Annotated in this window: 24 protein-coding genes, 1 tRNA gene and 1 pseudogene; 15 read left to right on the top strand and 11 right to left on the bottom strand. The window is 46.1% G+C overall.

Annotation, left to right across the window (positions count from 1 at the left end; all coding sequences use genetic code 11):
* Positions 1-2: 2 nt before the first annotated feature.
* Both tfrB and tfrA read right to left on the bottom strand, forming a co-directional pair.
* Positions 3-1,448, bottom strand: a complete 1,446-nt coding sequence (gene tfrB / locus ACHZA2_RS04220; RefSeq protein ID WP_319578653.1) for a fumarate reductase (CoM/CoB) subunit TfrB — start codon at positions 1,446-1,448, stop codon at positions 3-5.
* Positions 1,445-3,070, bottom strand: a complete 1,626-nt coding sequence (tfrA, locus tag ACHZA2_RS04215; RefSeq protein ID WP_319580940.1) for a fumarate reductase (CoM/CoB) subunit TfrA — start codon at positions 3,068-3,070, stop codon at positions 1,445-1,447. The genes tfrB and tfrA overlap by 4 nt, the downstream gene beginning before the upstream one ends.
* A gap of 74 nt (positions 3,071-3,144) precedes the next feature.
* Between tfrA and ACHZA2_RS04210 the strand changes: the two genes are divergently transcribed.
* A complete protein-coding gene (locus tag ACHZA2_RS04210) occupies positions 3,145-4,536 on the top strand; it encodes an aspartate kinase (protein WP_319539966.1) in 1,392 nt (463 codons plus the stop codon).
* Entirely contained in the window at positions 4,536-5,537 is a 1,002-nt protein-coding gene (purM, locus tag ACHZA2_RS04205; protein ID WP_319578652.1) for a phosphoribosylformylglycinamidine cyclo-ligase, read from the top strand. Before ACHZA2_RS04210 ends, purM begins: the two co-directional genes overlap by 1 nt.
* A 7-nt stretch (positions 5,538-5,544) precedes the next feature.
* Here purM and ACHZA2_RS04200 read toward each other — a convergent pair whose 3' ends face one another.
* The 3 genes from ACHZA2_RS04200 to ACHZA2_RS04190 all read right to left on the bottom strand — a co-directional run bounded on the left by ACHZA2_RS04200 (position 5,545) and on the right by ACHZA2_RS04190 (position 7,004).
* Complete coding sequence (locus tag ACHZA2_RS04200) at positions 5,545-6,075, bottom strand: ZPR1 zinc finger domain-containing protein (protein ID WP_319578651.1); 531 nt, start codon at positions 6,073-6,075, stop codon at positions 5,545-5,547.
* Positions 6,076-6,435, bottom strand: coding sequence for a cell division protein SepF (sepF, locus tag ACHZA2_RS04195; RefSeq protein ID WP_109969874.1), 360 nt, complete (start codon positions 6,433-6,435; stop codon positions 6,076-6,078).
* A gap of 71 nt (positions 6,436-6,506) precedes the next feature.
* Entirely contained in the window at positions 6,507-7,004 is a 498-nt protein-coding gene (locus ACHZA2_RS04190) for an RNA-binding protein (RefSeq protein ID WP_319578650.1), read from the bottom strand.
* Positions 7,005-7,145: 141 nt separating this feature from the next.
* Between ACHZA2_RS04190 and ACHZA2_RS04185 the strand changes: the two genes are divergently transcribed.
* The 5 genes from ACHZA2_RS04185 to ACHZA2_RS04165 all read left to right on the top strand — a co-directional run bounded on the left by ACHZA2_RS04185 (position 7,146) and on the right by ACHZA2_RS04165 (position 10,821).
* Complete coding sequence (locus ACHZA2_RS04185; RefSeq protein WP_109969872.1) at positions 7,146-7,373, top strand: LSM domain-containing protein; 228 nt, start codon at positions 7,146-7,148, stop codon at positions 7,371-7,373.
* A 14-nt stretch (positions 7,374-7,387) separates the two neighbouring features.
* Complete coding sequence (locus tag ACHZA2_RS04180) at positions 7,388-7,570, top strand: 50S ribosomal protein L37e (RefSeq protein WP_319539970.1); 183 nt, start codon at positions 7,388-7,390, stop codon at positions 7,568-7,570.
* A 2-nt stretch (positions 7,571-7,572) separates the two neighbouring features.
* The gene (gene purF / locus ACHZA2_RS04175) at positions 7,573-8,988 is read left to right on the top strand and encodes an amidophosphoribosyltransferase (protein ID WP_319578649.1); all 1,416 of its coding nucleotides are present in this window, start codon (positions 7,573-7,575) and stop codon (positions 8,986-8,988) included.
* A 100-nt stretch (positions 8,989-9,088) separates the two neighbouring features.
* Positions 9,089-10,675, top strand: a complete 1,587-nt coding sequence (gene serA / locus ACHZA2_RS04170; protein ID WP_394698482.1) for a phosphoglycerate dehydrogenase — start codon at positions 9,089-9,091, stop codon at positions 10,673-10,675.
* Positions 10,676-10,747: 72 nt separating this feature from the next.
* A tRNA-Val gene (locus tag ACHZA2_RS04165) sits at positions 10,748-10,821 on the top strand.
* 112 nt (positions 10,822-10,933) lie between these two features.
* Here ACHZA2_RS04165 and ACHZA2_RS04160 read toward each other — a convergent pair.
* Positions 10,934-12,118 carry an ABC transporter substrate-binding protein gene (locus ACHZA2_RS04160; protein WP_319578648.1) on the bottom strand — a complete coding sequence of 395 codons (1,185 nt, stop codon included), beginning with the start codon at positions 12,116-12,118 and terminating at the stop codon, positions 10,934-10,936.
* A 79-nt stretch (positions 12,119-12,197) separates the two neighbouring features.
* Here ACHZA2_RS04160 and ACHZA2_RS04155 point away from each other — a divergent pair, with 79 nt between their 5' ends.
* A complete protein-coding gene (locus ACHZA2_RS04155) occupies positions 12,198-13,562 on the top strand; it encodes a mannose-1-phosphate guanylyltransferase/mannose-6-phosphate isomerase (RefSeq protein ID WP_319580938.1) in 1,365 nt (454 codons plus the stop codon).
* 16 nt (positions 13,563-13,578) lie between these two features.
* Here ACHZA2_RS04155 and ACHZA2_RS04150 read toward each other — a convergent pair whose 3' ends face one another.
* Positions 13,579-16,041, bottom strand: coding sequence for an oligosaccharyl transferase, archaeosortase A system-associated (locus ACHZA2_RS04150; protein ID WP_319578647.1), 2,463 nt, complete (start codon positions 16,039-16,041; stop codon positions 13,579-13,581).
* Between the two features lie 192 nt (positions 16,042-16,233).
* Here ACHZA2_RS04150 and ACHZA2_RS04145 point away from each other — a divergent pair, with 192 nt between their 5' ends.
* The 6 genes and pseudogenes from ACHZA2_RS04145 (at position 16,234) to ACHZA2_RS04120 (ending at position 21,313) form a co-directional block, all read left to right on the top strand.
* Positions 16,234-17,376 (top strand): glycosyltransferase family 2 protein, encoded by a 1,143-nt coding sequence (locus tag ACHZA2_RS04145; RefSeq protein ID WP_319578646.1) that lies wholly within the window; start codon positions 16,234-16,236, stop codon positions 17,374-17,376.
* Between the two features lie 482 nt (positions 17,377-17,858).
* Positions 17,859-18,938, top strand: a complete 1,080-nt coding sequence (locus tag ACHZA2_RS04140) for a glycosyltransferase (protein ID WP_324292162.1) — start codon at positions 17,859-17,861, stop codon at positions 18,936-18,938.
* 248 nt (positions 18,939-19,186) lie between these two features.
* Positions 19,187-19,513: pseudogene (locus ACHZA2_RS04135) on the top strand (GDP-mannose 4,6-dehydratase); the annotation flags it as partial.
* Between the two features lie 16 nt (positions 19,514-19,529).
* Positions 19,530-19,868, top strand: a complete 339-nt coding sequence (locus tag ACHZA2_RS04130) for a GDP-mannose 4,6-dehydratase (RefSeq protein WP_319578644.1) — start codon at positions 19,530-19,532, stop codon at positions 19,866-19,868.
* 23 nt (positions 19,869-19,891) lie between these two features.
* Complete coding sequence (locus ACHZA2_RS04125; RefSeq protein WP_319578643.1) at positions 19,892-20,023, top strand: hypothetical protein; 132 nt, start codon at positions 19,892-19,894, stop codon at positions 20,021-20,023.
* Between the two features lie 204 nt (positions 20,024-20,227).
* Positions 20,228-21,313, top strand: a complete 1,086-nt coding sequence (locus ACHZA2_RS04120; protein ID WP_319578642.1) for a glycosyltransferase — start codon at positions 20,228-20,230, stop codon at positions 21,311-21,313.
* 50 nt (positions 21,314-21,363) lie between these two features.
* Here ACHZA2_RS04120 and rfbB read toward each other — a convergent pair whose 3' ends face one another.
* From rfbB to rfbA, 4 genes are read right to left on the bottom strand one after another with little or no spacing between them, the layout of a single operon-like run.
* Positions 21,364-22,425, bottom strand: a complete 1,062-nt coding sequence (gene rfbB / locus ACHZA2_RS04115; RefSeq protein WP_319578641.1) for a dTDP-glucose 4,6-dehydratase — start codon at positions 22,423-22,425, stop codon at positions 21,364-21,366.
* A gap of 3 nt (positions 22,426-22,428) precedes the next feature.
* Positions 22,429-23,277 (bottom strand): dTDP-4-dehydrorhamnose reductase, encoded by an 849-nt coding sequence (gene rfbD, locus ACHZA2_RS04110; protein ID WP_319578640.1) that lies wholly within the window; start codon positions 23,275-23,277, stop codon positions 22,429-22,431.
* Positions 23,278-23,291: 14 nt separating this feature from the next.
* Complete coding sequence (gene rfbC / locus ACHZA2_RS04105) at positions 23,292-23,867, bottom strand: dTDP-4-dehydrorhamnose 3,5-epimerase (protein ID WP_319578639.1); 576 nt, start codon at positions 23,865-23,867, stop codon at positions 23,292-23,294.
* Between the two features lie 2 nt (positions 23,868-23,869).
* The gene (rfbA, locus tag ACHZA2_RS04100; protein WP_319578638.1) at positions 23,870-24,751 is read right to left on the bottom strand and encodes a glucose-1-phosphate thymidylyltransferase RfbA; all 882 of its coding nucleotides are present in this window, start codon (positions 24,749-24,751) and stop codon (positions 23,870-23,872) included.
* 190 nt (positions 24,752-24,941) lie between these two features.
* Here rfbA and ACHZA2_RS04095 point away from each other — a divergent pair, with 190 nt between their 5' ends.
* Positions 24,942-25,883, top strand: a complete 942-nt coding sequence (locus tag ACHZA2_RS04095; protein WP_319578637.1) for a glycosyltransferase family 2 protein — start codon at positions 24,942-24,944, stop codon at positions 25,881-25,883.
* Positions 25,884-25,888: the final 5 nt, after the last annotated feature.

Genomic DNA, 25,888 nt, shown 5'->3' with positions numbered 1-25,888 from the left:
AGTTACTGACCCTCTTTTTTTCTGTATCCTTCAAGGAGGAGGGTCATCAGGTTCTTAACCGGTTTGTCTGTGTGTTCCTGAATGTGGTACTCGCAGAACGGGCAGATCGTGATGACTGAATCAGCACCGGTCGCCTCTATAACACTTCGACGTAGTTCTCCAAGTGCTGCAGCCTCTTCAGGGATTCCTGATCTGACTCCCCCGCCTGATCCACAGCACTGTGATGGCATCTCCACAAATGTTCCTGCAACTCTCCTGATCAGTTCCCGGGGCTGCTCACTGATCCCCTGGCCGTTCATCAGGTGGCAGGGATCGTGATATGTGACCTTCTCATCGAGGCGTGACGGGTCCGGGATCTCCATTCCTGTCAGGATTTCTGTGACATCTTTTACCGTGAACGGGGTTTCATAGTCGTGCTTGAGGGTTGATCCACACCCGGCGCACATCGTCATCACCGTTGTGATCCCCCGGCTTGTGAATGCCTGGATATTCTTCTCTTTGATCTCATCGAGAAAGGAGGTCTGGCCTGTTCTGATGAGAGGTGAACCGCAGCAGATCTGGTCCTTTGGAATAATGACCCTGATCCCGACACGCTTCATGACCTCAAGCAGGTCAAGCGCACGTTCCGGGAGTCTCCCGTTGAACATGCAACCGACAAAGAACCCGACCTCACCTTTCACCTCACCAAAGGGTTCGATGATATCAGGGACCTGGTCAAGAAACGTTTTATCAGATGTCTCGACACTTCGCCCTGTTCGTTTTACGAGGTCTGCAACTGCCTGATGCCTTGGAAGGGTCAGCCCTTCGCGGTTTGCGATCTCACGGAGTTTTTCAATCGCCTTCCCCGGAATCTCGATCTTTTTCGGACAGACAACCCGGCATCTCTGACAACTGGTACAGGTGAAAAGACCCAGGGTGATTGCATCCCTGATCCTGTTCCCTGTTTCACGGGGATCAAGAGCGATGCGCATCTCTGCACGCATCGAGGTTGGGCCTATGAACTCTGTCACATTCATCGCCGGGCAGACTGAAACACATGAGAGACATTCGATACAGTCTCTGAGTGGTTTTATTTTTGCGATCTGCGCCAAATCAGGAATCTCGTGGCAGTCGCACGGGCGGATACGTGGAATGTTGTTGATGCCCTGAACCAGTTCAACAGTGAGATCCTTGATCACCGGAAGGTCCAGAGGTTCGATGAGCATCCCGTCTGTTGCTTCAGTCATGCATGCAAGCGCAGGCTCACCGTTGACTCTCACTGCACAACTCCCACACTGGCCTGCACGACAACTGGATCTGAACGTGAGTGTCGGATCCAGGATCTTAACAGCCTGCAGAGCATTGAGGATACGTGCTCCCTCGTTCACATCCACGGTGTATTGTTCAATGTGCGTATTCTGATCACGTACTGGATCAAACCGTGAAATCCTGACAGTCAGTTGGATCATGCTGCCTCCCTGTGCTCTATCGAAATTCCCTGCTGGCTGATATGGGTGTGACCAAACGGTGAGGTTGCATTATCCCAGTTCTGTGAGATATCAGTCCTGACATGAGCACCCCGTGACTCCTCTCTGGCAAGGGCTGAAAGCACGATCAGACGGGCGGTTGTCAACATATTTTTTACTATTGAGCATTCTGCATATTCACTAGGAATCGTGGCCTTCATCCTGACACAATCAAGCGAGTCTATCTCGCTCAATGTCTGCTGCAGTGCATCCTTGTTTCTGAATATTCCAGCCCCGTTCCACATCGCTTCCTGGAGTCGTGATCGTACCTCGTGAGCAGGAGTATCTCCATAAGAGAATTCCATAAGTGTTCTGATCACCGGCTGAATTGCAGAATCACTCATATGCTTCTCGCGAGTCTGTTCTTTTCCTGCAGAACTTCCCGCTCTTCTGCCGAAGACCTGTGTCTCTGCGAGGGCGTTACCACCGAGCCGGTTTGCGCCATGGACGCCACCTGCGACCTCTCCACATGCGAACAGACCCGGCACCGAGGTTCTGCATTCTACGTCGATACGCAACCCTCCCATGATATGATGTGCAGTGGGTGCGACTTCCATCGGCTCTTTCCGTATGTCAACACCGAACATCAGGAACTGTTCAAGCATTGTTGGGAGCCTGGTCTCGATCTCTTCAGGGGATCGGTGTGAGATGTCAAGCCAGACACCGCCATGTGGTGTTCCGCGCCCCTCACGAATCTCGGTGGCTGCAGCCCGTGCGACCACATCACGTGTTGAGAGTTCCATCCTCTGGGGATCATACCTGGTCATGAACCGCTCGCCGAGCGCGTTCTTAAGAACCCCTCCCTCTCCCCTGACTGCTTCAGTCACCAGGCGACCCCTTGCGTCCCAGGGATATACTGCACCGGTCGGATGGAACTGGACCTGTTCCATGTCGATAAGTTCTGCACCCGCCCGGTACCCCATTGCGTACCCGTCACCGGTCCCGCTGGTCGAGTTGGTGGAGATATCATACGTCCTGGTCCCCCCGCCTGTTGCAAGAACCACCGCATCTGCAAGAAATGTGATGAGTTCACCGTTCCTGTCAAGGCCTGCCGCACCGATCACCCGCCCGTTCTCGCAGAGTAGAGAGATGATCGTCACTTCATGGCAGATCCTCACGTGTGTTGAGGCAAGGCGATCCATCAGGGTGATCATCATCTCATGGCCGGTCCGGTCACCAGCAAAGCAGGTTCTTGGGAAACATTGTCCTCCGAAGGGTCGTTGTGCTATGGAGCATTCTCCGGTAACATCAAAGACCGCCCCCCATGAGATGAGATCTCTGATCCGGTCAGGAGACTCAGTAACGAGTGTCCTGACCAGCTCGGGGTTATTGAGAAAGGCCCCTCCTTTCATGGTGTCAGTGAAGTGATCATCAGTCTTGTCATCGCAGTTCAGTACCGCGTTGTAGCCACCCTCCGCCATGATGGTGCATCCGCCTTTTCCTGCAATAGTCTTTGAGACCAGCACACACTCGCCGTGTGCCGATGCCTCGATGGCAGCCCGGACTCCGGCGCCACCACTTCCTATAACCAGAACATGGGAACTGATGATCTCCCTGACCTTCATCTTATTAGTAGGGTGCATCCTAAAATGAGATAAAAAGTACTTAGTATGAGAGTTGCGGCTGAATGAAACTCATAATGAAATTTGGGGGGACTTCTGTCCAGAATGCTGATGCCGTTGGTAAGACCATGGATATCATCACCAGCCACCTGGCAAAAGGGGATCAGATGGTGGTTGTGGTCTCGGCACAGCGCGGTGTGACTGACCGGATTATTGAGACTGCTGAGCAGATGGTCAGCTCCCGGGATACCTCAGCAGTGAGTGCCCTTGTCGAATATCTTACTACTACTCATCTGACCACTCTTCAGGCGGTTGCTCCTGATTACTATTCTGAAACGAGCGAGATCATCATCAGGAGAATTGACAGTCTCCGTGATTTCCTCCATGCGGTCTTTCATCTGCGGGAACTCACCTCCCGATCACGAGACTATGTGATCTCATTTGGTGAACGGCTGAATGCACCGGTGATCAGTGCAGCACTAAGGCAACGGGGGATCTCTTCGCTGGCTCTGGACGGTTGTGAGGCTGGTATCCTGACCACCGGGAATCACGGTGATGCTATAGCGCTGCCAGCGGGAGAAACACGGATACGTTCCCGGCTTGAGCCTCTAATCGGCAGTTCGGTCCCGGTGGTTATGGGATTTATGGGCTGCACAGAGTTGGGGGTTGTAACCACACTTGGGCGGAGTGGGTCAGACTACACAGCCGCAATTCTCGGAGCAGCGCTCATGGTGGATGAGATCTGGATCTGGACCGATGTGGATGGAATTATGACCACCGATCCGAGACTGGTCAAAGATGCGCGTGTTATTCCACGGATCTCGTACATCGAGGTGATGGAACTCTCCTACTTTGGCGCCAAGGTTATGCACTCGCGCTCGATCGAACCGGCAATGCAGAAGAATATCCCGGTATGGGTGAAGAACACCTTCAATCCCACCTGCACGGGCACCTGCATCGAGAAGGGTGAGCGTCGTGAGACGCGGGTGGTCAAGGCGATCACCTTCATTGACAAGGTGGCTGCGATCACCATCACCGGTGCCCAGATGATCGGAAGACCAGGTGTAGCCAAACATATCTTCTCAATCCTTGCCGAGAATCAGATCAATGTTATGATGATCTCGCAGGGCTCTTCTGAAGCTAATATCTCGCTGATCATCGAGGAGAGGCAGGTCAAGACCGCGATGGACGCTCTGCAGCCGCTAAAAGAGCGGTGTGTCTTCAGGGAGATCACTGCAAATGAGGATGTCTGTGCAGTTGCCGTTGTCGGATCAGGAATGGCGGGTATGGCAGGTACTGCAGGACGGACGTTCTCGGCTCTTGGAAAGGCCGGGATCAATGCCATGATGATCTCGCAGGGCTCATCTGAAGTGAACATCTCGTTTGTGGTGAAACAGGAGGACGGCCCCCGGGCAGTGATGGTCCTCCATGATGAGTTTGAACTATCAAACAAGTGTGAGGAGTGCTGATGACAGACAACAATAAGGATGCATACCGGGAAGCCGGGGTAGATATTGACCTTGAGGCACAGGCTGTAAAGGCTCTGGTCTCCCAGTTGACCTTCAGACGAAAGGGCGAGTACCAGATGGCTTCAGACATCGGTCACTTTGCAGGTTTTGTCAATTTTGGTTCCCATGTTCTTGCACTTGCAGTTGACGGGGTCGGCACCAAGATGCTCATCGCCGATGAGCTGAAAGACTGGTCTACCGTCGGGATAGACTGTATCGCCATGAATGTCAACGACCTCTATGTCATGAACCTGGAGCCGGTCGCGTTCGTCGATTACGTTGCGACAAATGCTCTCTCTCTTGAGCAGATGAAGCAGATTGGAATCGGCCTGAACGAGGGTGCCCGCCAGTCCAATATCTCGATCATCGGTGGTGAGACCGCCACCCTGAAGGGGCTTGTGCAGGGGCTTGACCTCGCCGGTGCCTGCCTTGGAATCCAGGAGAAAGACAAGGTGATAAGCGGTGATAAGGTAGCTCCGGGAGATTTTATCGTTGGGATTCCTTCGTCAGGCATCCACAGTAACGGTCTGACCCTTGCCAGGAGGATGGTGACTGAGCATGGATCCTATGATGAAAAACTCAGTGATGGCAGGACAATCGGAGAGGTCCTTCTGACTCCCACCCGGATCTATGCAGAGGTACTGAAACTCACTACCATGGCCGAGGTTCACGGTATGTGCCACATCACCGGTGGTGGCCTTCTCAATCTTACCCGTCTCTCCGGGTACGGGTTCTCGATCGACACACCGCTGGAGCCCCAGGAGATCTACCGCTGGATCCAGGAGAAGGGAAAGATCTCTGACTGCGAGATGTACCGGACCTTTAACATGGGAATGGGATATGTCTGCATCGTACCAGAATCAGGTGTGGCCGCGGTCAGTTCAGTCTTCCCTGATGCAAAAATTGTTGGTACGGTTACCCGGGAACCTGGTGTATTTCTGAAAGGAAAAGAGATCCGATAACTCTTATTCAGAGTGAATCGGTACAGATCTCATAGGACTCTTTTTTCGCGCGATCTGAATCGATCAGGGAGTTACCCATCGGGTCAATAATGATCAGGGTTATCGGAAATGTTCCGCTTCTGACCTGCGTGATCTTCTCCTTGAGATCCATTGCATTTCTGCGCTGTTCATCATCGCCATCAATGAGCGCACTATCAAGGACCTTGTCGATCCGCATGAGGATCCCCTCTACATTGGAGACAAACCCCTGACAGGCAGGGCCTGGTGAGATCTCGACACCAAGTTCGGGCACCAGGATCTCTCCCTGTGTACTTCTAACAACCCGGACCATCAGATCATCCTCTGATGTTACGGGGAACTCTATCCGTACCGGCTCCTGGGAAGTCAGAGACTGGACATCGGAGAACCTGTACCCGCAGAGCGGACAGGAGCACGTGATGATCAGGATCTCGGAGAAATAGGGTATATTTTCTGTCTCATAGAGATATTCGACCTCTTCACCACAGGCCGGGCAGGTTCCCCTGACCTCCTGTCGCACTCAGGCACCGCCACCGATCCGGTCGCGTGATATCTTGACATTGCGGGGCGTGATGATCACGTACTGCTGATCCCCGAGCCCGACGATATCTCCGTCAACGTCACGCGCGACCTGGTAAAAGTCCTTCATTACCCGCTCATAGTTGATCTTGTCCATCTTGAGCCGGTTGATATCAACAATCACGATGTCGCCATCATAGATCTGATCCTTGACGATCTGGCTCTCCCGCAGGCTTGTGACGGTCGCCACCTTTACGAGCAGTGCAGGATTCTCGCCCTCGTAATCTTTTAAGGGGAGTTCTTTATACTGGTCAGGATCACTGTTATCTTTTGGCCTGAAGATAAGGTCACGAAGTCCCATAACAAAACCTTTTTGTGTGCTCAATATTAAAGATGCTGGTTTCCGTGGTATTTTCGGTTTAATTTCCAGTATCAGAGTTCAACAGTCCAGATCTCATCCCCGACATGATGGAACGTTTTGATAACCTTCCCTTTCTCCTGTGCCATGAGTTCTTCGGCATCGAAGAGGGCAATTCCGAGGGCAAGTGGTTTTCCGTGCCGCTCATCAACGATCTGAACCGGTCTTCCTGCTTTCACATCAGGGTTTACCGATTTGATTCCCGGGCGCATGATATCTGCACCGTTTATGACAAACGAAACCGCACCCATGTCAACTACGATGCGGCGTTCAGGAAAGGGTCTTGCAAGTGCGCCCTTGAGACTTGGAAAGAGAATACCATCTTTCTCAAGAAGCAACGGTTCTTTATCCACGAGATAAATGTGGAGCTGCGTTCCGGTCTCAAGCACTTCGATGGTCTTCGCGGTAAAAAGTTCAGCAGATGCTCCAATCTCCTCCTTCAGGGATCCGATGAGCTCAGCAACCTGTGACTTCCTGATCGGATGGCGCCGTTTTGCAATTATTTTCCCCATATATCAGGTATCATTTTGATGATCAAACCCATATATGTCTGTAGATAACGGGCACAAAACCTGGAGGGTGGACTCGGATAATGTTTAAGTATCGTCCACTCTCAATCTATTCACTCATCTCGAGTTACACAGGGTAGTAATATGACCAAAAGACCTATGGATATTTTAGATCAGGTCCTCAACCGGCAACCGGTACTGGTATCTCTGAAAGGCGGACGTGAAATCCGGGGCGTCCTACAGGGATATGATGTCCACATGAACCTCGTCCTTGATAAGGCTGAGGAAGAGATAAACGGGCAGCCTGCAAGTATCGGCACCCTGATTATCCGCGGCGATAATGTCATCTACATCTCCCCGTCAGTTCAATAAGAGGTAACGAGTCTATGTCAAAAGGTACACCATCACGCGGAAAGCGTCAGACGCAGACCCACATCACCTGCCGGCGGTGTGGAAAGATGTCCTACCACAAGAGGCACAAGATCTGTTCATCATGTGGATTTGGACGAAGCCCGAGACTTCGCGGATACCGCTGGATTAACAAGCGTCCAAAAGTAGCAACTCATTAATCATGTGCGGTATCGTTGGCATCAGTAATTGTGCCGACGTCTCCTTTTCTCTTTATTATGCGCTGTATGCGCTTCAGCATCGCGGTCAGGAAAGTGCCGGGATTGCCACCTTTAACGGAAGCGGACTCTGTAAGTTCAAAGGCAATGGTCTTGTATCAGAAGTCTTTTCAGAAACGACACTAAGTTCACTCTCTGGTTCAGTAGGTATTGGCCATGTCCGGTATCCGACAACCGGAGAGAACCGGCCTGAGAATATCCAGCCGTTTCTTTTCAGTTTCCGCGGGCATGTGATTGCAATAGCCCACAATGGCAACCTGGTCAACTACCGTGATCTTCGGACAAAATTCGAGGATAAGGGGCAGATATTCTGGTCTACCTCTGATACTGAGATCATCTCAAAGATCATAACAGAAGAGATCAGGAAGGGCGGCACAATAGAGGACGCAGTTCGCAAGTGCATGGAGTGTCTGAAAGGCTCATACTCGGTTGTGCTGATGTATGACGGGGATCTGTATGCGTTTCGCGATCCTCATGGTATTCGTCCACTCTGCTTTGGCAAGGCCGGTGATTCGTATGTCATCTGTTCAGAGAGTGTTGCCATTGATGCACTTGCCGGAACACTAGAGCGCGATGTGTACCCTGGTGAGATGATTCATATCAGTCAGGATGGTGTCAGGTCTAAGCAGATCGCCGAGGCCCGGCACCGGGGGCACTGTGTCTTTGAGTACATCTACTTTGCCAGAGCTGACTCCCGTCTCGACGGTTCACTTGTGTATGATGTGCGCAGGAAGATCGGTGCCCAGATCTCTGACGACGAACCTGTGAAGGCCGACGTCGTCTGCCCGGTCCCAGACTCTGGAACCGCCTATGCAGTGGGTTTTTCTGAGCATTCAGGGATCCCGTTCAAAGAGTGCCTGATAAAAAACAGGTACATGGGCAGGACATTCATTATGCCTACCCAGAAGAAGCGTGAGCAGGCTGTCAGGATTAAACTTAATCCGATCCCTGATCACCTGAACGATCGCTCGGTGGTTCTGGTCGATGATTCTATTGTGCGTGGCACCACCTCACGTCGGATCATCGAGACGATGCGGGATGCGGGAGCACGGGAGATCCATATGCGGATCGGTTCGCCGATAATCAAAGCACCATGCTACCTTGGTGTTGATATGCCCACCAGGACTGAACTAATCGGGAGTGACAAGGATGTTGAGGAGGTACGCAGGAGTATCACTGCGACTTCACTGCATTATCTTTCAGTTTCCGCACTTGTGGATGCAGTTGGGATCCCACAGGAAGATCTCTGCCTGGGCTGTCTCACTGGTTGTTACCCGGTTGAGATCTCAAATGAGGTATGTGATAACCGGTGTGTCACGATCGTTGACCGTGATTTTCAGACTAACCTCTTTCACCACTGACCTTTTTTTGTCTCTTACATATCCCGCTTTTTTTTAATCCTGAAACTGCTTTCAGATGACAACCATCAAGTCATCATCAGGCGACCTACTAATGAGTACTGTGAAATTTAACGTTCTTGTCAGTGACGATCTTGCGGAAGAGGGTATAGAGATTCTCAGAGAGCAGGTGATGGTTGATGTGCAGATCGGTTTGTCTGAGGATGAACTGGTAGCAACTATAGAGAACTACGATGCTCTTCTGGTCCGCTCAGGTACGCAGGTGACCGCGAGGGTCATTGAGGCAGGCAAAAAGCTGCGGTTCGTTGGACGGGCCGGTGCCGGAGTCGACAATATTGATATGAGTGCCGCAACAAAACGCGGAATCATCGTTGCAAATGCACCTGAAGGAAATACTCTGGCTGCAACCGAACATACCATGGCAATGATACTCTCTCTCTGCCGTAATATACCGCAGGCAAATGCCTCAATGCAGGCAGGGGAGTGGAAGCGTTCCAAGTTTATGGGTGTTGAACTGAACGAGAAGACCCTTGGTATTGTTGGTCTTGGCAGGATTGGAAGAGAGATTGCAAAGCGTGCCTCTTCCTTTGATATGAAAATTATCGGATATGATCCATTCATCACTGCGGAAAAGGCCGCAGCGATGGGTATTCAGTCGATGAGCCTTGAAGATCTTTTCAAGCAGGCTGACATCATAACAGTTCACACCCCCTTAATCAAAGAGACCCGTCATATTGTGAACTCACAGACCATCAAGACAATGAGAGACGGGGTCAGGATCGTCAACTGCGCGCGTGGAGGTATCATCGATGAGCAGGCACTTGCAGATGCAGTAAAATCAGGGAAGGTTGCCGGTGCTGCGATCGATGTCTTTGAGTCAGAACCGCCAAAGGACTCCCCGCTCCTTGGCATCCCGGGAATCATAACAACCCCACATCTCGGTGCAAGCACGGTTGAGGCACAGAAGAATGTCTCGATATCTGTTGCCAAGCAATGCCTGGAAGTCCTGAATGGTGGCAGTGCAAAGTATGTCGTGAATGCACCAATCATCCCGGCAGACCTTCAGGATTCCATTCAGCCGTTTGCAATCCTTGCCGAGAAGATGGGTCGTCTCCTTGTCCAGATCGCTGAAGGAAGAATCCAGAAACTTGAGATGGTCTATGGCGGAGAACTTGGATCGATTGGACAATCATCAAAACTGATCACCCACATGGCGATCAAGGGCCTGCTTGATCCTATTCTCCGGTTCCCGGTGAACATGGTCAATGCGGCAGTTGTTGCACAGGACCGTGGTATTGCTGTTTCAGAGACCCAGACTGCCGAGTCTGCTGGATACAAGAACTTCCTTACCATGAAGGTGGTGACTGATACCGGAGATCTCAGTATTGCAGGTTCTATTCTGTATCAGGGTGGAAGTAGGATCGTCTCCATCGGTGGTTACACAATGGACATGATCCCTGAAGGCGCGGTCATCATCTCGCGTCACCTGGACAAGCCTGGAGTTATCGGACGTGCTTCAACGATCCTCGGTGAGAGCCAGATTAATATTGCTGGAATGCAGGTCGGACGATTCAAAGAAGGAGAAGAGGCGATCATGGTCCTGAACGTGGACAGTGATGTTTCTGAGGGTGTTATGGAAGCCATTCGTGGCATGCCTGGGATATATTCTGCAAAATTTGCACGGATCTAATGTGTGAATACAATAACTCTGAAACAATAATTTTTATATAGTCGTCCCCCCTACATTGTAAGGCACAACCGGGGGCTCGTGGTCTAGCTGGTTATGACGTCGCCTTGACATGGCGGAGATCCTGAGTTCGAATCTCAGCGAGCCCACTTTTTTCAATTTTTGTTTCATCAACTTGTATCTTATCTTGCTGGATATTTCAGGTAGATAAGTCGGCAGGGTTTACTCTGAACTGTGTAAAAATAGTCGGGTGAAAAGAGTTCAGGTGAAAAGGGGAATTCGTGACAATGCCATTCCCCCATAATTTTTATTGAGTTCCTCAAAGATCGGCTCACCATAGAGAAACGCGTAGATGTAATCTGCCATCACTTTCGGATCCACATCGGTGAATTTCTCAGGGTAAAGTGCCTTGCCGATAACATACGCATTGATCAGATCTGATTCATGATCTTCACCATACAAAGCAGTTGGCAGGAGGCCGTATACCTCATCCTGCCGTACAGCCGGGAGTCCGTTAATCGACTCGCTCTTCTCTATATCAGCGACTGCACTCTCCTTCAGTGACCACGTGGTCATGTCAAGGAATATGGCATCTGGTGCCATCCTGATGAGAGCCTCTTTGGGAATACTAAAGGCTCCTGAAAGACTGTTCTGGTTTCCATACTCCTCTGCCATATTGTGTGCCGGTATCAAACGCAGGGGCATATAGATGGAAGTAGTCGAGAACAACCCTTCAGGATTTGGAGTTGAATATCCCCCAAGATATGATTTTTTCTGTTGAAAATCAGAGATCGTTGAGGTTCTTGCCTGAAGATTTTCTGTGACCTTATCGAAGAATCTGATCACTTCTTCTGCCCGCTCTGTCTTCCCCAGAACGAGGCCCATGATACGGAGTGAATAATTCATCGCGTTTCTGCGGTATGAAAGATCACCATCCTGAAGTACTATTACTGGAATTCCTGTCCGCCTCTGCAGTTCATCTGCAGAAATCTGTGGATTGTCTCCCATCAGAATGATTAGATCCGGACGAGAGTTCAATCCGGTAACTCGTGATGGTTCAATCGCGTCCGTTACTTTTCCGGCTGCAGGAAGGGTTCTGATCTGCGGATTTGCAACAAGGTATGGAAGAGGAGCCGGTGATACGGTATCCCGCTCTACCTGATCTGCTGCTACTGCTTTTTCGGTTTCCCGGAGATATGAAAGGTATCGCATGCAACCGGGTCCTGAACACAGGATGTGAGTGATGTTTCTGGGCACCGTAACTTCTCTGCCAATAGCATCTGTAAGTACAATTCCGCTGTTGGTTGCGGCAATGTCTTCAAGATCAATTATGGATGGACCTGGTATAGACTCAGGAGGCTGTGCTTTTTCTGTTGAGGCACATCCGGATATTAGGACTCCGATAATTATGAGTAACCCTGCCATAATCCCGATATGATAATCCATCGTTACACCTGTATCTATCACTTCAGTGTGTGAGGATTTGAGTATAAGGGAGAAGAGTTGATGATTGTACGTGACAGATATGTCAGAGATGAGTGCCGTCTTTTCAGTCATCCTTGCCGGAGGTGTTGGAACCAGGCTCTGGCCCCTCTCCAGAACCCAGTACCCGAAACAGTTTCTCCAGGTTCAGGGTCACTCTCTTTTCCAGGAAACATACCTGCGAGCATTACGCCTATCAGATCCTGAACATATTCTCATCGTCACCAATGAGATTCACCAGTACCTGGTAAGAGATCAGGTTACAGAACTTGGGTTTACAATTGCTGATGAACATCTGCTCCGCGAAATTGAAGGACGCAATACCCTCCCTGCTATAGCCTGGTCAGTACAGGAAATCCAAAAAGAATCTCCTGATGCAACGGTTGTAGTGTTCCCAAGTGATCACAAACTTGATAATAAGGCGATTGATGAAATACGTGCTGCAATAGATCTCGGAAAAGACAACCTTGTTACGTTTGGAATATGCCCAACTACCCCTCACACAGGATATGGATATATTGCTCCAGGGGATAAGATAGGTCCGGGGTTCCGGGTCAAACAGTTCAAGGAGAAACCAGACAAGGAAACCGCCGAGACCTATGTCTGTAATGGATATCTCTGGAACAGCGGAATGTTTCTCTTCTCTGTCGGTGTTTTTCAGAAAGAGTTGAACCAGTATCAACCAGAAATATCCGCAGCATTTGAGTCACCTGATCTGGTGTATCAGGATCTTCCCTCTATTTCCATTGATTATGGCCTTCTTGAACATTCTTCCCGGGTGGTCACGGTCCCCCTCACTGCTGATTGGACAGATCTTGGCACATTTGCAGCATGGTACGATGTTTCTCAAAAGGATGAACATGCGAATGTGGGCTCCTATCAGGGGATTGATTCATCAGGGAATTTCATCAGCACCGGTGATCGGGTTACAGCCCTTATTGGAATTGAAGATACCATCGTTGTAGATACTGAAGATGCCCTTCTGGTCTGCAAACGGGATATGGCCGAACGGGTTGGGGACCTTGTAAAAAGGCTGAAAAAGCAGGGTAATCCTATTACCGAGTTTCACCGGACAGTATTCAGACCTTGGGGATCTTATACGCAACTGGAGGAGACGGTGGGATATAAGATCAAACGTCTGAATGTCAACCCTGGAAAACGGCTCTCACTACAACGTCATCATCACCGTTCTGAGCACTGGGTGGTAGTTCATGGAACTGCCGATGTGCAGCTTGATGGAACTCACCAGTTTCTTCGGCCTGGTGAGTCTACCTATGTTCCTGCCGGTGTGATGCATCGGCTTTCAAACTCGGGAAAGATCCCTCTTGAGGTTATTGAGGTTCAGATAGGAGAGTACCTTGAAGAGGATGACATTGAGCGGACAGAAGATGATTTTAAGCGGGTTTAGTACCCAAAAAAGTTTTTTAAGAGATCTGTTTTTCTGAAACCTCAAAAATTTCCCCGGTCTGGAGATTCTTGTATGGTCCGGTTGCATGAACTCCTGTTGTCTCCCTGTCGGTTGAGTAGGGTACGGTGAATGTACCGTTGGCACTCTCCTGCCGGTATGTAAATATGCGTCCCTGGTTGGTGACAACCGGGAGTTCTATTGTCCCGGTTCCATTGATCTGGTATCCTGAAACCCTCTCAAATATTTTCACACTGTGCATTTCCGCGAGTTCATCTGATGCCGTAACTGTTGGAGATTCATAAATCAGGCGATAATGAGTGAGGGCAGGGATTGTGGTTATCGGGTGTGTATACTGGATTGAGACGAGATCAGTACCTGGATTAAGTGGTTCTGAAGCTGCTTTTATAGCTTGTTCCGGAGTGAGGGTTGTTATTTTAGAGATAGCAGGAACTTTCTGGCTGCCGGTCTGCATCTCTCCATACTGGACAAGACTGCCCCCCGTGCTGTTTGTCTCTGTACCATCAAAGATGTAAAGACGCGATACCATGGACGTGAAGAACTCTGGCTTTAAGGTAAGAACTGGATCGTACTGGTTCGGGTTGTTTTTTGATTGCTGATAGTAGTACTTCTGATATTTGTCTCTCTCATTCTGTCCATGCGCCCAGAGTGGCAGCGATGGGTACTTGCTGTTGATCATCTCATAGTCGATGATCACATACTTCGCCCCCATCTTTTCCGCAAGAGAATCTGCTGATTTTTCATCTGTTGAAACCAGGAATTGTGCGACAGGGGGGACATTATTCTGGAACGGGGTTGTGATGGGAATGCGCTTGGCAAGGTAGGTAATCCAATGTCCATAATCCCACCATGATAACACTCCATACGAGTTGTTCGGATAGGAAAACCCGTCTTTGTTATATATTTTCAGGTAATCAATTTCTGTATCCGGTGAGTTCTTCTCAAGCCAGGTCAGGGCACCAGCCCAGTCATCGTTCATCCCAATCATCTGGATTTGTTTTGTTCCCACTTCCCAGGTGATCTGGGCTGAAAGGGCTGTAATAATCAGGATGATAAGGCCAACAACAATCAAGGGCAGGTTCTTCTGAACCAGACTATTACCCAGTGTCTTCTTCCCTTTTCCTATGCTCTTTGGTTCGACGGTTTGCCTGGATATGAGAAGATCCCAGGTAAATGCCAGGGCAATCGATGTGAAGAGGACCACGATTACTGCTGCGTAGTACTCATATCTGAGATGAAGAATTGTTGATATCAGGATGACGAAGGCCCAGATGAGTATGCAGAGTTTGATGGCATCATATTTCTTGTATGTCTGATATGCAGTCAGAATGAGGCCAATGACCATGAAAAGCAGGGCGATATTGAAGGAGTGGTAGGCCCGGGTAAGGTCCCACATCTGCATCTCATTAATATAGGTGTCTTTGTAGGAGAAGAAGAAAAAGTAAGAGAATCCCGTGGATATCGTCTGAACAATAGATGGTACTATGACCGAGGCGATTGCGAATACTATTGTTGGAGTTCCAATAACGACTCCCCAGAGATACGGCGCCGGTTTATTATGAGTTACATGGATTGATACGGTCAGGAAGATTGGTTCGATGATGAGTGCGAGAGCTAGGAGAAGGTGTGTTGGCGTATACTGGGCTAAACTCATCCCTTCGTTGTGGATCCCGGTGAGGGCAAAGAGGATGATGAAGACCCCAAATAGTATTACATGAGCGATTGTCAGCGATTTGAGTGACTGTTTGTCTCTTGTCAAAAGTGCATGGACTGCACAGAATCCCCCTATGATTCCGACAAAAAGGACCATCGTCGGGATATTCATGATCCCAAGGTAATACATGAGACCCGCAAGCACTGAGTAAAGGATAAGATTGTGAGATTGCCTGCCTGACTTCTCGTGTTCAGCCTCTCGTATGATCAATACATAGCACAAGATAAAAGCGGTTGAGAAGAGTACTTCCATGAAATGGTGATCGAGGTACCCGTAAAATGATCGGTACAAATATTCTCCAGCGATCACTGATATGAGACATGCCGCGATTAGCCCTGTTTTGCGATCTGCCACGGTCTTTCCGATCATGTAAAGAATCGGTATCATAACCAGAGAGAGTGCTGGTGGTATCCATGATACCACTGTCATGATCTCATTGCGGGTTCCCGCTCCGAGGAGCATAGCGATAGCAGCTGAAAACATCGGGTAAAGGGGGCCCCAGTCATTGTCTTTTCCAACCGGGAACCCGTTCATGGGATCAAACCAGGGGTACGAAGGAAAATTTGAAGTGATAACTTCGATCAGTCGCATGTTATACCAGGGATCCATGAAGATGAGTTTTGGTACCGGACCGCTGGTGAGTTGCTCCATAGGAAGGAGACGGAGCCACAGGCCGAAAAGAGCAAATATAATAATAATTGCTAAAATGATGACAGTATTATTCTGTTTTATCCTGGTGAGGTCCATGTTATTCCAGTGAATTATGATACTGATTGGGGGAAATAAGTTTCAGGATAGAATGCATGTAACCTCGAATGGACAGTTCAGAATAACTAATAGCATCGGAAGAGAGAAGTATAGTAATATCAGAGATCAGGATTCTGGTCTTTGAGTATCCTGCCATTGTGGGGGATATTATTTTTAGGAGTAATCCAGCCAATGAGTCCGGTTCTATCGATCATTATCCCTGCGTTAAACGAAGAAAAAACAATTGGGGCCTGTATCAAAAAAATAAATGAGGGCTGTGAATCTGCTGGTATCTCTTATGAGATCATTGTTGCGGACTCTTCAACAGACCAGACTCCAGTCATCGCTTCAGAGATGGGAGCCCGGGTTATTTACCCACTAAAACGAGGATATGGGAATGCCTACCTGGCCGGATTTGCACATGCAACAGGTGACATCGTAGTCATTGGTGATGCTGATAATACCTATGATTTTCGTATTATTTCTGACTTAGTGCGACCAATCAGGCAGGGAGATGCGGACATGGTCATTGGGTCCCGGATGACTGGTACAATTTTACCAGGTGCGATGCCTGCTCTTCATCAGTACCTGGGCAATCCCTTACTTACGCGGCTTTTAAATTTCGCCTTCGGAACCAGGTTTTCAGACTGTCACAGCGGGTTTCGTGCTATTAGGAAAGATGTTCTTAAGCAGCTATCTCTACATACTGGCGGAATGGAATTTGCATCAGAAATGATGATAGAAGCAGCAAAAAAGAATCTGAAAGTTGCTGAAATTCCTATCACATATTATCCCAGGGAAAGCCCATCCAACCTCCACAGTTTTGCTGATGGTTGGCGACATGTCAGGTTTATTATGCTTGAGAAACCACTCCCGTTTCTCGCTGTTCCGGGGGGACTCTTTGCCATCTTCGGTCTTGTAATGATGGGTTTTGTACTCCTGAGTTCTCATGGGTCAGGCTTTCATTCGTTTATTCTGGGTGTAGTTTTCTTGACTGGTGGATTTCAACTGGCAATGATGGGTATAACTCTAAAGGCATATGCTGTGACTAACGGCTTTGATGTCTGTGGAAAATGGTTCAGACCAATGCTCCGGTACAGGACCCTTGAGTATCTTTTATTTGGAGGGGGCATTCTAATCGTTTTAGGACTTGCTAATGGAATAGGAATACTGTATGACTGGATTCACCGTTCCTTTGGGGAATTATCCCAGGTTATGAGTGCCCTGATAATTCTCTGTAGTATAATTCTCGGTCTTCAGATGGTTTTCACTGCAATACTGGTGAGTATGATGCTCCTCCGGTGTGACAGGGATGGGTGTGATTTGATCCCGTAAAATAGGATTAACTTATACGAACACTTGCCTGCGTCAGGTCCAAATTATTAATTCGTCTATCTCTGTATGCGTACGACTCACCATTTTTTCATCCGTTCTGGATTCCAATGAATTGGATGAATATTAAATGCGTTTCTGATTGCTCTACAAATTACCGATTTTTATAGTCTGGGTTATCTCTCTATTAATTATCTCTATTTATGGTTATTTTTGCTAAATAACCCCCATCTGATCATAATATTTAGTCGATTAATATCAGGGGGTGAAATGGCATTTATTTAAGGAAAAAGGTAAAAAAATCGTTTTTATATGGTGGTAAAATAACAATATCCTGATGAGACGTATTCATACCTACCCTGGATGGAGATCGACCAATCTCGTCATTCCATTTTAGCAAGCATTTCTGGGATCCATCTCCCCTTTGGATGCGTAGTAGGGTTTCGGATCAAGTATTACCCTGCTCTACCTATATGTAAGAAACCATGCGATGTGCTGTATTCCATGATTATTTTAGCTCAATTGGTGGAGGTGAGCAGGTTGCAACTATGATGGCATACTGTCTCTCAGCTGATTTGATCACAACAGAGTGTAAAGAAACAGCGTTACCTAAAAGTCTTGGGATCTCTATTCATTCGATTGGAAAGATTATTCCCTTTCCGGTTTTGAAACAGATGTCTGCTGCATGGCGTTTTTCCAATGCAGATTTGACCAGGTCATATGACTTTTTTATATTTAGTGGGAATTGGGCCCCGCGTGCATCTAAATTGCATCATCCTAACATATGGTACTGTCACACTCCTGTACGTGCTCTCTATGATCTTGCTGAACTCTTTGAGCAACGGTTGCCTTTTTTTTTCAGACCTTTTTATCGTGTATGGGTAAAACATCAACGTATTATTGACCAGAATGCGATTGCAGAAGTTAATGAGATAATAACTAATTCTCACAACACTGCATCCAGGATCCGCCGTTATTATGGCCGTGAGGCACGGGTTGTTTATCCTCCTGTTGATTTGGACCGGTTTTCATTTAAGGAATCTGGGAAATTCTGGCTATCAGTAAACCGGTTGTACCCTGAAAAACGTATAGAACTTCAGATAGAGGCGTTTCGTCAGCTTCCTAGGGAGTCACTCGTAATAGTCGGTGGGGCAGGAAGCGGTGATCATGCAATACGCTATTCAACAAGAATTGTGGAGAACCTCCCGAGGAATGTGAAGATACTTGGATCTGTACCATCAGAAACACTTACCGATTTATATGGCACATGCCGGGGATTGATCTGCACAGCAATAGATGAGGACTTTGGAATAACACCGTTGGAGGCTATGGCCTCAGGTAAACCTGTGATTGCAGTTTATGAAGGTGGATTTAAGGAGACTATTATTCATGGAGAGACCGGCCTACTCATTGAGCCAACAGTACAAGCCATTATTGTAGCAGTTCAGGTCGTCGGGAAGGATCCGACCAAATATAAAAATGCATGTATCCAGAGGGCGAAAGAGTTCGGTGGAATTGAGCGGTTTTGTAGGGAGATTCAAGAAATTGTCTCCACAATTATATGAGTTGATGGTGAGATTATGGAAAAATCACCGTTTTAAGAATGAAAGGTTTTTGGTTTCTCAGTGTTGATGTGTATTCGAGAATAGATAGAAAAATTGCGTTCATTATCGACATCACCGGACAGGATGGTCATATCTGGTAGAGCTGCTGTTATCAAAGGGATATGTTGTCCATGTGCTCGTTCGCCGGTCGTATTGATTATTTTTATATTGATGAGCACGACCCAGAGAAATGATTATTCTTTCATTATGGGGATTTTTCAGACTCTGAAATGATCTCCCATATTCTCTATAATATCAAACCCGATGAGATCTATCATCTGGTTGCCCAAAGCCATATCCGTGTGAGTTTTGAGATATCGGAGTGCACTGGAAATGTGACCGATCTTGGCACAACTCGTCTGCTGGAGGCTATACGGCGGAGTAATCCGGATGTCAGATTCTATCAGGCATCCTCATGTGAGATGTTCGGGCATATTGCTCCTCCCCAGAATGAGGAGTCGATATGGCTTGTGCTAAAGTGTATTCATACTGGATGGCTGGGAATTACCACGACGGACATGGTATGTTTCATGTAAGGGATTCTTTTTAATCATGAATCACCATGGCGGGGAGAAATTTTTCCCAAGAAAAATCACCCAGGGGATTGCGGCAATTCTAGCTGGGAAAGAAAAGTATCTTTCCCTTGGAAATCTTAATGCCAAACGAGATTGGGGTTTTTCTCCTGAGTATGTAGAATGTATGTGGCGTATTTTGCAACCGGAAAAACATGATAATTATGTGATTGGGACAGGGGAGATCCACAGTGTGCAGGAATTTGTGAATGCTGCGTTTGTGTATATCGGACTTGAGGCAGAGGAGCATGTCCGCATTGATCAAAAGTATTTCCGACCAACTGAAGTTGAAGCGCTTCAGGCTGATTCACGCAAATAAGAGCAGAATCTTGGGTGGAAACCATGATTAAATTTCCTGAATTGATGAAGATCATGGTTGATGCTGACATGCGTGCTTTTGGGCTTGATCCGATTGGAAAAAGTGATTCGATCATCAGGTGGGAGCTTCCAGACCGGTGGTGGAAGAAGGATTAATTGCGTTGTCTTGTTAGAGATATTATTATTCTGTAACCATTCCATTCAACTTATTTTTGTTTCCCTTTTTTAAGGTGATGACTAGAATAGAGCAAAAAACCGGTAGATTTTCCAAAAATCTTAAGATAGACTAAATGTTAATAAAAGTGATATTTGTTCGTAGTAATCTAATATGATACGTTTTTATTTTAGAGAGAGTGTTGCATGAAAATTGGGATATTTCATGACTATTTTGGAGCAATAGGCGGTGGCGAAATTACAGTTCTCAATCTTGCACAAATACTTCATGCGGATATTATAACAACAGATACAGAGGCACTATCGATTCTCAACCCTAAAGTTCCTGTCTTGTCTATTGGTAAAACAATAAGAAAAAGTCCATTAAAGCAAATCTCTGCATCTGTTCTTTTTTCAAAAATTAATTATCTGGATGATTATGATTTTTTTGTTTTCACTGGTAACTGGAGTATCCATGCGGCTACCCTACATCATCCAAATCTGTGGTATTGCTATACACCTGTCCGAGCTTTTTACGACAATTATCATAAATATTTACATGGGATGAGTTTTAGTCAAAAACCTTTTTTTGCCTCATGGGTTGCTGCTCACTGTCGATGGAATATAAGGGCTGTAAAATCTGTTGACTCAATAATCTCAATTTCTCACACTGTTGCAGAAAGAGTTGCTTCATACCTAAATCGAACGAGCTCTGTAATTTACCCCCCTGTTGATACAAAGAAATACTCATGTAGTGAATATGGTGATTTCTGGTTATCTGTTAATCGAATATATCCTGAAAAAAGGCTTGAACTCCAAATTGAGGCGTTTCGTTCACTGTCAAAGGAAAATTTGGTTATTGTTGGTGGGTATTCCAAAGGTGATCAGACATCGCATTATGCTAGAAAAATATTGAGTGACCTCCCAAGTAATGTCACGTATTTAGGTGAAATTGAAGAAGAGGAAGTACTTTCACTTTATGCTCATTGCAAGGGTCATATTACTACAGCGTATCATGAGGATTTTGGTTTAACTCCTATAGAATCAATGGCGAGTGGAAAACCTGTGGTTGCAGTAAACCAGGGTGGATATCGTGAAACAGTGACTGCCGCAACAGGAGTACTAGTTCCTCCATATGTGTCAGATTTAGTTGAGGGAGTTAAAGAAATATCCAGAGATCCCGAATCATACCGGTCAGCTTGTCTTGAACGGGCGTCAGAATTTGATATAGGCAGTTTTTCGACTCATATTCAGGATGCAGTGAACCACCAGATCAATAAGGTTTTATTCTAGTTAACGTGTTTTTTCAAAGAATATTGGTGTTCTATTAAAATGAACCGAAATCATCTGGATTCATAATTTAGTTTGTAAAACTCTTTATACTCCCCTGATACAATCCTCTCCAACCAATTCTGATGGTGAAGGTACCATGTGATAGTCTCTCGGATTCCGTCTTCAAACCTGGTATTTGGTTTCCATCCCAAATCTGTCTTTATTTTTGATGCATCGATTGCATATCTTCTATCATGTCCCAGGCGATCAGGTACGTGAGTTATTAATCCTTCATGAATCGCAGGTTCTCCTGTTATTTCCTGTAATACTTTTAGGATCATCTTTACAATCGCAATATTTTCCTGTTCATTTGATCCTCCAACATTGTACGCTTCTCCAATCTTCCCTTTATGAAAAACGAGATCAATCGCATGGCAATGGTCGTTTACATAGAGCCAGTCACGGATCTGTTTGCCGTCGCCATATACTGGAATGGCTTCATGAGCAAGGGCACGAGTTATAACAAGAGGGATAAGTTTTTCAGGGAATTGGTACGGACCGTAGTTATTTGAGCATCTGGTTATTACGGTTGGCATTCCAAAGGTGTCGTGGTACGCCTTTACTATGAGATCAGATCCGGCTTTGCTTGCTGAATACGGACTATGGGGATCAAGAGGGGTATTCTCGGAAAATACGCCATCCGGGCCAAGGCTTCCATAGACTTCATCTGTTGAAACCTGAAGGAATTTTACACCCTCTTTCCACTTTCCATTAGAATACCAGGCTTTGTGCGATGCCTCAAGAAGGATATGTGTGCCGAGAATGTTTGTTTTTATAAATATCGATGGATCATGAATTGAGCGGTCAACATGTGATTCTGCAGCGAAGTTTATCACTCCCTGAATATTCCACGTTGAAAAAATTGAAGAAACATCTGAAGGGTTCATAATGTCTCCTCTCACAAAGACAAAGCGTGACTTTGCCTCTGATGGTAGTTCTTCAAAATTTTCCAGGTTACCTGCATATGTCAGGGCATCTAATCCAATAATTGTATGATCTGGGTGGTTTTTCAGATAATTGTAAACAAAGTTCGCTCCAATGAACCCTGCTACTCCTGTTACCAGAATATACATAGATTAGATCCTCTCGATTTCTTTCAGGAATCGTTCAGTTGCATCCTGCCAGTGAGGGAGATCGTATCCAATGGTTTGTTTCGTTCCAAAATTATCCAGAACAGAAAATTTAGGGCGTGTAGCCGGGGTTTTAAAGTCATCACTTTTTCCAGGGTTGAGTGTTCCGGTCCATCCTATAAGATTGAGAATGTATTTTGCCCATTCAAACCGGGAGCAATATCCCGTGTTTGTAATATGATAGAGTCCAAATTGTTTTGAATTCACTATGTCCATTGTAGCACGAGCAAGATCCTGGGTATATGTTGGTGATGAAACCTGATCATCAACCACAACAATTTGATTGTTGTTATCGCTCCACTCAAGCACTTTCTTTACAAAGTTTATGTTTCCGGAGCCAAATACCCATGAAACACGTATGAGAAAATACTTTGTTGAATGCCTCATGACCATCTGTTCGCCAAGAAGTTTACTCTCCCCATATCGACTGATAGGGGTAGGACATTTGTCTAATGTGTATGGATATCTGGCTGTTCCGCTGAAGATATAATCTGTAGAGTAATGAATCAGGATGGCATTTACTGCTGATGCTGCTATAGCCAGATATTTGGGGCCAAGCCCATTAACCGAAAATGCCTTTTCCCAGTCGGTTTCAGCCTGATCAACGGCATTATATGCAGCACAGTTGATGATAATATCCGGTTTTTTCTCCTGAATTTTCCTGATCACGTCTTCATATTGTGTGATATCTAAACTATGAGATCCATATGTTGTCACCAAATGGCCTCGTTTTCTACAGGTTTCCAAGATGTCCTTACCTAACTGTCCAGATGCACCTGTAATCACGATTCTCATATTAGTCTCCCTTATTATTGGTGATAAATGAAAGGGGATTTAAAATCTCTGAGATTTGGGTGACACATATCTTTTTCAGAAAGAATCGGGGTTTCAATTCCATATTCCTTTAATGGCCAAGATATTTTTAATTCGGGATCATTCCACAAGAGCCCGGCATCACCTTGTGGGTAATACCAGTCTGTAACTTTGTACATCACTTCAGTGTTATCTTCAAGGACCAGGAATCCATGGGCAAAGCCGAGAGGAACAAATAACATTTTTGGTGACCGTTCGTTTAATAATACACCAATATGCATTCCATATGTGGGTGATCCGATTCTAATATCAACTACGACATCGTAAATGGAACCTTTGAGAACCCTGACTAATTTTCCCTGGGAGTGAGGGTATTGAAAGTGCAGGCCTCTGAGAACTCCTTTTTGAGATTTTGAATGATTGTCCTGGACGAATTCATCGATAATTCCGGCAACAGAAAAGTCTTTCTTATTATAACTCTCTACAAAGAAACCTCTGGAATCGATGAAAAGTTGTGGTTCTATGAGAAGGACATTATCAAGGTTAGTGCGTGTTACAATAATTTGCCCCATACTTACCACTCCACTCCGTTTGCGAGGTCTATTAGGTATTTACCGTAATCCGTTTTATCAAGGCATTTAGCGAGTTCAAGAAGTTGATTTTTGTCAATGTATCCATACTTATATGCAATCTCTTCGATACAGGCTACATAAAATCCCTGACGTTTTTGGATAGTTTCGATAAACTGTGCGGCTTCGAGAAGGGAATCATGGGTTCCTGAGTCAAGCCATGCCATCCCTCTTCCGAAGAGTTCCACATTCAATTTTCCCCTGTTAAGATATGTTTGATTAATATCTGTTATTTCGATCTCCCCTCTAGCCGATGGGGTGAGTCCTTTCGCAATCTCCACGACATCGTTATCATAAAAGTATAATCCAGGAACAGCGTAATGGGATTTGGGAATTTTTGGTTTTTCTTCGATTGATATTGCTTTTCCTTCCGAATTGAATTCTATGACACCAAATGCAGATGGATCCCGGACAAAGTACCCAAAAATTGTCGCACCTGATGTCTGGGCTGCAATACGTTTTAGAGTCTCAGAAAAATGTTGGCCATAGAATATGTTGTCGCCAAGGATGAGTGCAATCCGGTCATCACCTATAAATGATTCACCTATAATAAATGCATCAGCAAGACCTCTTGGTTGTTCCTGAACTGCATAAGAGAAAGAAATTCCCAGTTGTGAACCATCTCCAAAAAGTTCTTTATAGAGTGGTAAGTCCCGGAGTGTTGAAATAATCAATATATTCCTGATTCCTGCAAGCATCAGGACGGATAGAGGATAATAAATTAGAGGTTTGTCGTATATGGGAAGAAGATGTTTGGAGATCGTTTTTGTGAGAGGATAGAGGCGTGAGCCAGATCCTCCTGCAAGAATAATACCTTTACATGTCAATAAGTTCACCTGTATTATGTTATTATGGAATGTTATCTTTTGTGCATAGTTGTAAAACCTAAATCTCTTATTGTTTGCTATACCATTTAATAGTCATAATTGATGATAACAAGCTTTTTAAATCACATCAATGTATCATGTATTTGTGCATTAAATGAATAATATGGAATAGTTCGTTTTTTAAAATAAAATGCTCCAATTTAGTGTGATTATAATTAATTATAATGGTATTTCGTTCCTTACTGATTTACTTGATTCCCTATATGCTCAGACCTATGATGATTTTGAAATAATTCTTGTAGACAACGCATCAACAGATGGCAGTGTTGCGTTCATTCAAAGTTTCTCTCCTGATATTCATCTCATTGTGAACCAATTTAATCGAGGGTTTGCAGGTGGCTGTAATGATGGAGCAGATATTGCAAAAGGTGAGTTTTTTCTTTTTCTTAATGTCGATATTATCTTATGTCCTGAATTCTTGGCTACCATGTATGAAGCGATTCAAAAGTATGATGGGTATGGCATGTATGGTCCGAAAATGAAATATCCTGATGGAAGGATAAATTCAACAGGAATATGCATTTCTCTTTCAGGGGCTGCATGGGATAGGGGCTTGGGGGCAGAAGATTCAGGACAACACGATCAATCTGAAGACATACTTGGTCCCAGTGGAGGTGCTGCGTTATTTAGACGAGTAACTTTTTTTGAAGCAGGAGGTTTTGATGACGATTTTTTTTTGTATATGGAAGATCTTGATCTAGTAATCCGTGCACAATTAGCTGGATGGAAATGTCGGTATATTCCACAAGCTGTAGTTTATCATCATCATGGAGGTATTGCAGGAATTGAATCTGATATTTCTGTGTATTATGGGAACCGAAATATTCTCTGGTATCCTGTGAAAAATTATCCCTGGTGGTTATTACTATTTGTTTTTCCTTGGACCGTTGGAAGGACGATTGGTGTAGTTGGGTATTATGCATTAAGAGGGCAAGGCAAGGTTGCAGTAAAAGCAAAATGGGATGGTATTTGCTTTCTCCCATCTATAATTAAAAAGAGGAAAGGTCAAATAAAAAAGCCCTATATCTTTGGTATTTTGCGGTATATCCATGGTATTGCGTTTAGTAATTAGTGAAT

This window comes from uncultured Methanospirillum sp. (assembly GCF_963668415.2).
In the GTDB taxonomy this organism is placed as follows: domain Archaea; phylum Halobacteriota; class Methanomicrobia; order Methanomicrobiales; family Methanospirillaceae; genus Methanospirillum.
This window is presented reverse-complemented; position numbering and strand designations above follow the sequence as displayed.

Bases quoted from the DNA above. Each gene is read 5' to 3' on its own strand.
- ACHZA2_RS04155 (WP_319580938.1), top strand. From the start codon at position 12,198: ATGTCAGAGATGAGTGCCGTCTTTTCAGTCATCCTTGCCGGAGGTGTT.
- tfrA (WP_319580940.1), bottom strand. From the start codon at position 3,070: ATGAAGGTCAGGGAGATCATCAGTTCCCATGTTCTGGTTATAGGAAGT.
- ACHZA2_RS04150 (WP_319578647.1), bottom strand. From the start codon at position 16,041: ATGGACCTCACCAGGATAAAACAGAATAATACTGTCATCATTTTAGCA.
- ACHZA2_RS04185 (WP_109969872.1), top strand. From the start codon at position 7,146: ATGACCAAAAGACCTATGGATATTTTAGATCAGGTCCTCAACCGGCAA.
- purM (WP_319578652.1), top strand. From the start codon at position 4,536: ATGACAGACAACAATAAGGATGCATACCGGGAAGCCGGGGTAGATATT.
- sepF (WP_109969874.1), bottom strand. From the start codon at position 6,435: ATGGGACTTCGTGACCTTATCTTCAGGCCAAAAGATAACAGTGATCCT.
- ACHZA2_RS04190 (WP_319578650.1), bottom strand. From the start codon at position 7,004: ATGGGGAAAATAATTGCAAAACGGCGCCATCCGATCAGGAAGTCACAG.
- rfbB (WP_319578641.1), bottom strand. From the start codon at position 22,425: ATGTATATTCTGGTAACAGGAGTAGCAGGGTTCATTGGAGCGAACTTT.
- ACHZA2_RS04140 (WP_324292162.1), top strand. From the start codon at position 17,859: ATGCGATGTGCTGTATTCCATGATTATTTTAGCTCAATTGGTGGAGGT.
- ACHZA2_RS04130 (WP_319578644.1), top strand. From the start codon at position 19,530: ATGAATCACCATGGCGGGGAGAAATTTTTCCCAAGAAAAATCACCCAG.
- rfbD (WP_319578640.1), bottom strand. From the start codon at position 23,277: ATGAGAATCGTGATTACAGGTGCATCTGGACAGTTAGGTAAGGACATC.
- ACHZA2_RS04160 (WP_319578648.1), bottom strand. From the start codon at position 12,118: ATGGATTATCATATCGGGATTATGGCAGGGTTACTCATAATTATCGGA.
- ACHZA2_RS04120 (WP_319578642.1), top strand. From the start codon at position 20,228: ATGAAAATTGGGATATTTCATGACTATTTTGGAGCAATAGGCGGTGGC.
- purF (WP_319578649.1), top strand. From the start codon at position 7,573: ATGTGCGGTATCGTTGGCATCAGTAATTGTGCCGACGTCTCCTTTTCT.
- ACHZA2_RS04125 (WP_319578643.1), top strand. From the start codon at position 19,892: ATGATTAAATTTCCTGAATTGATGAAGATCATGGTTGATGCTGACATG.
- ACHZA2_RS04145 (WP_319578646.1), top strand. From the start codon at position 16,234: ATGAGTCCGGTTCTATCGATCATTATCCCTGCGTTAAACGAAGAAAAA.
- tfrB (WP_319578653.1), bottom strand. From the start codon at position 1,448: ATGATCCAACTGACTGTCAGGATTTCACGGTTTGATCCAGTACGTGAT.
- ACHZA2_RS04180 (WP_319539970.1), top strand. From the start codon at position 7,388: ATGTCAAAAGGTACACCATCACGCGGAAAGCGTCAGACGCAGACCCAC.
- ACHZA2_RS04095 (WP_319578637.1), top strand. From the start codon at position 24,942: ATGCTCCAATTTAGTGTGATTATAATTAATTATAATGGTATTTCGTTC.
- rfbC (WP_319578639.1), bottom strand. From the start codon at position 23,867: ATGGGGCAAATTATTGTAACACGCACTAACCTTGATAATGTCCTTCTC.
- ACHZA2_RS04210 (WP_319539966.1), top strand. From the start codon at position 3,145: ATGAAATTTGGGGGGACTTCTGTCCAGAATGCTGATGCCGTTGGTAAG.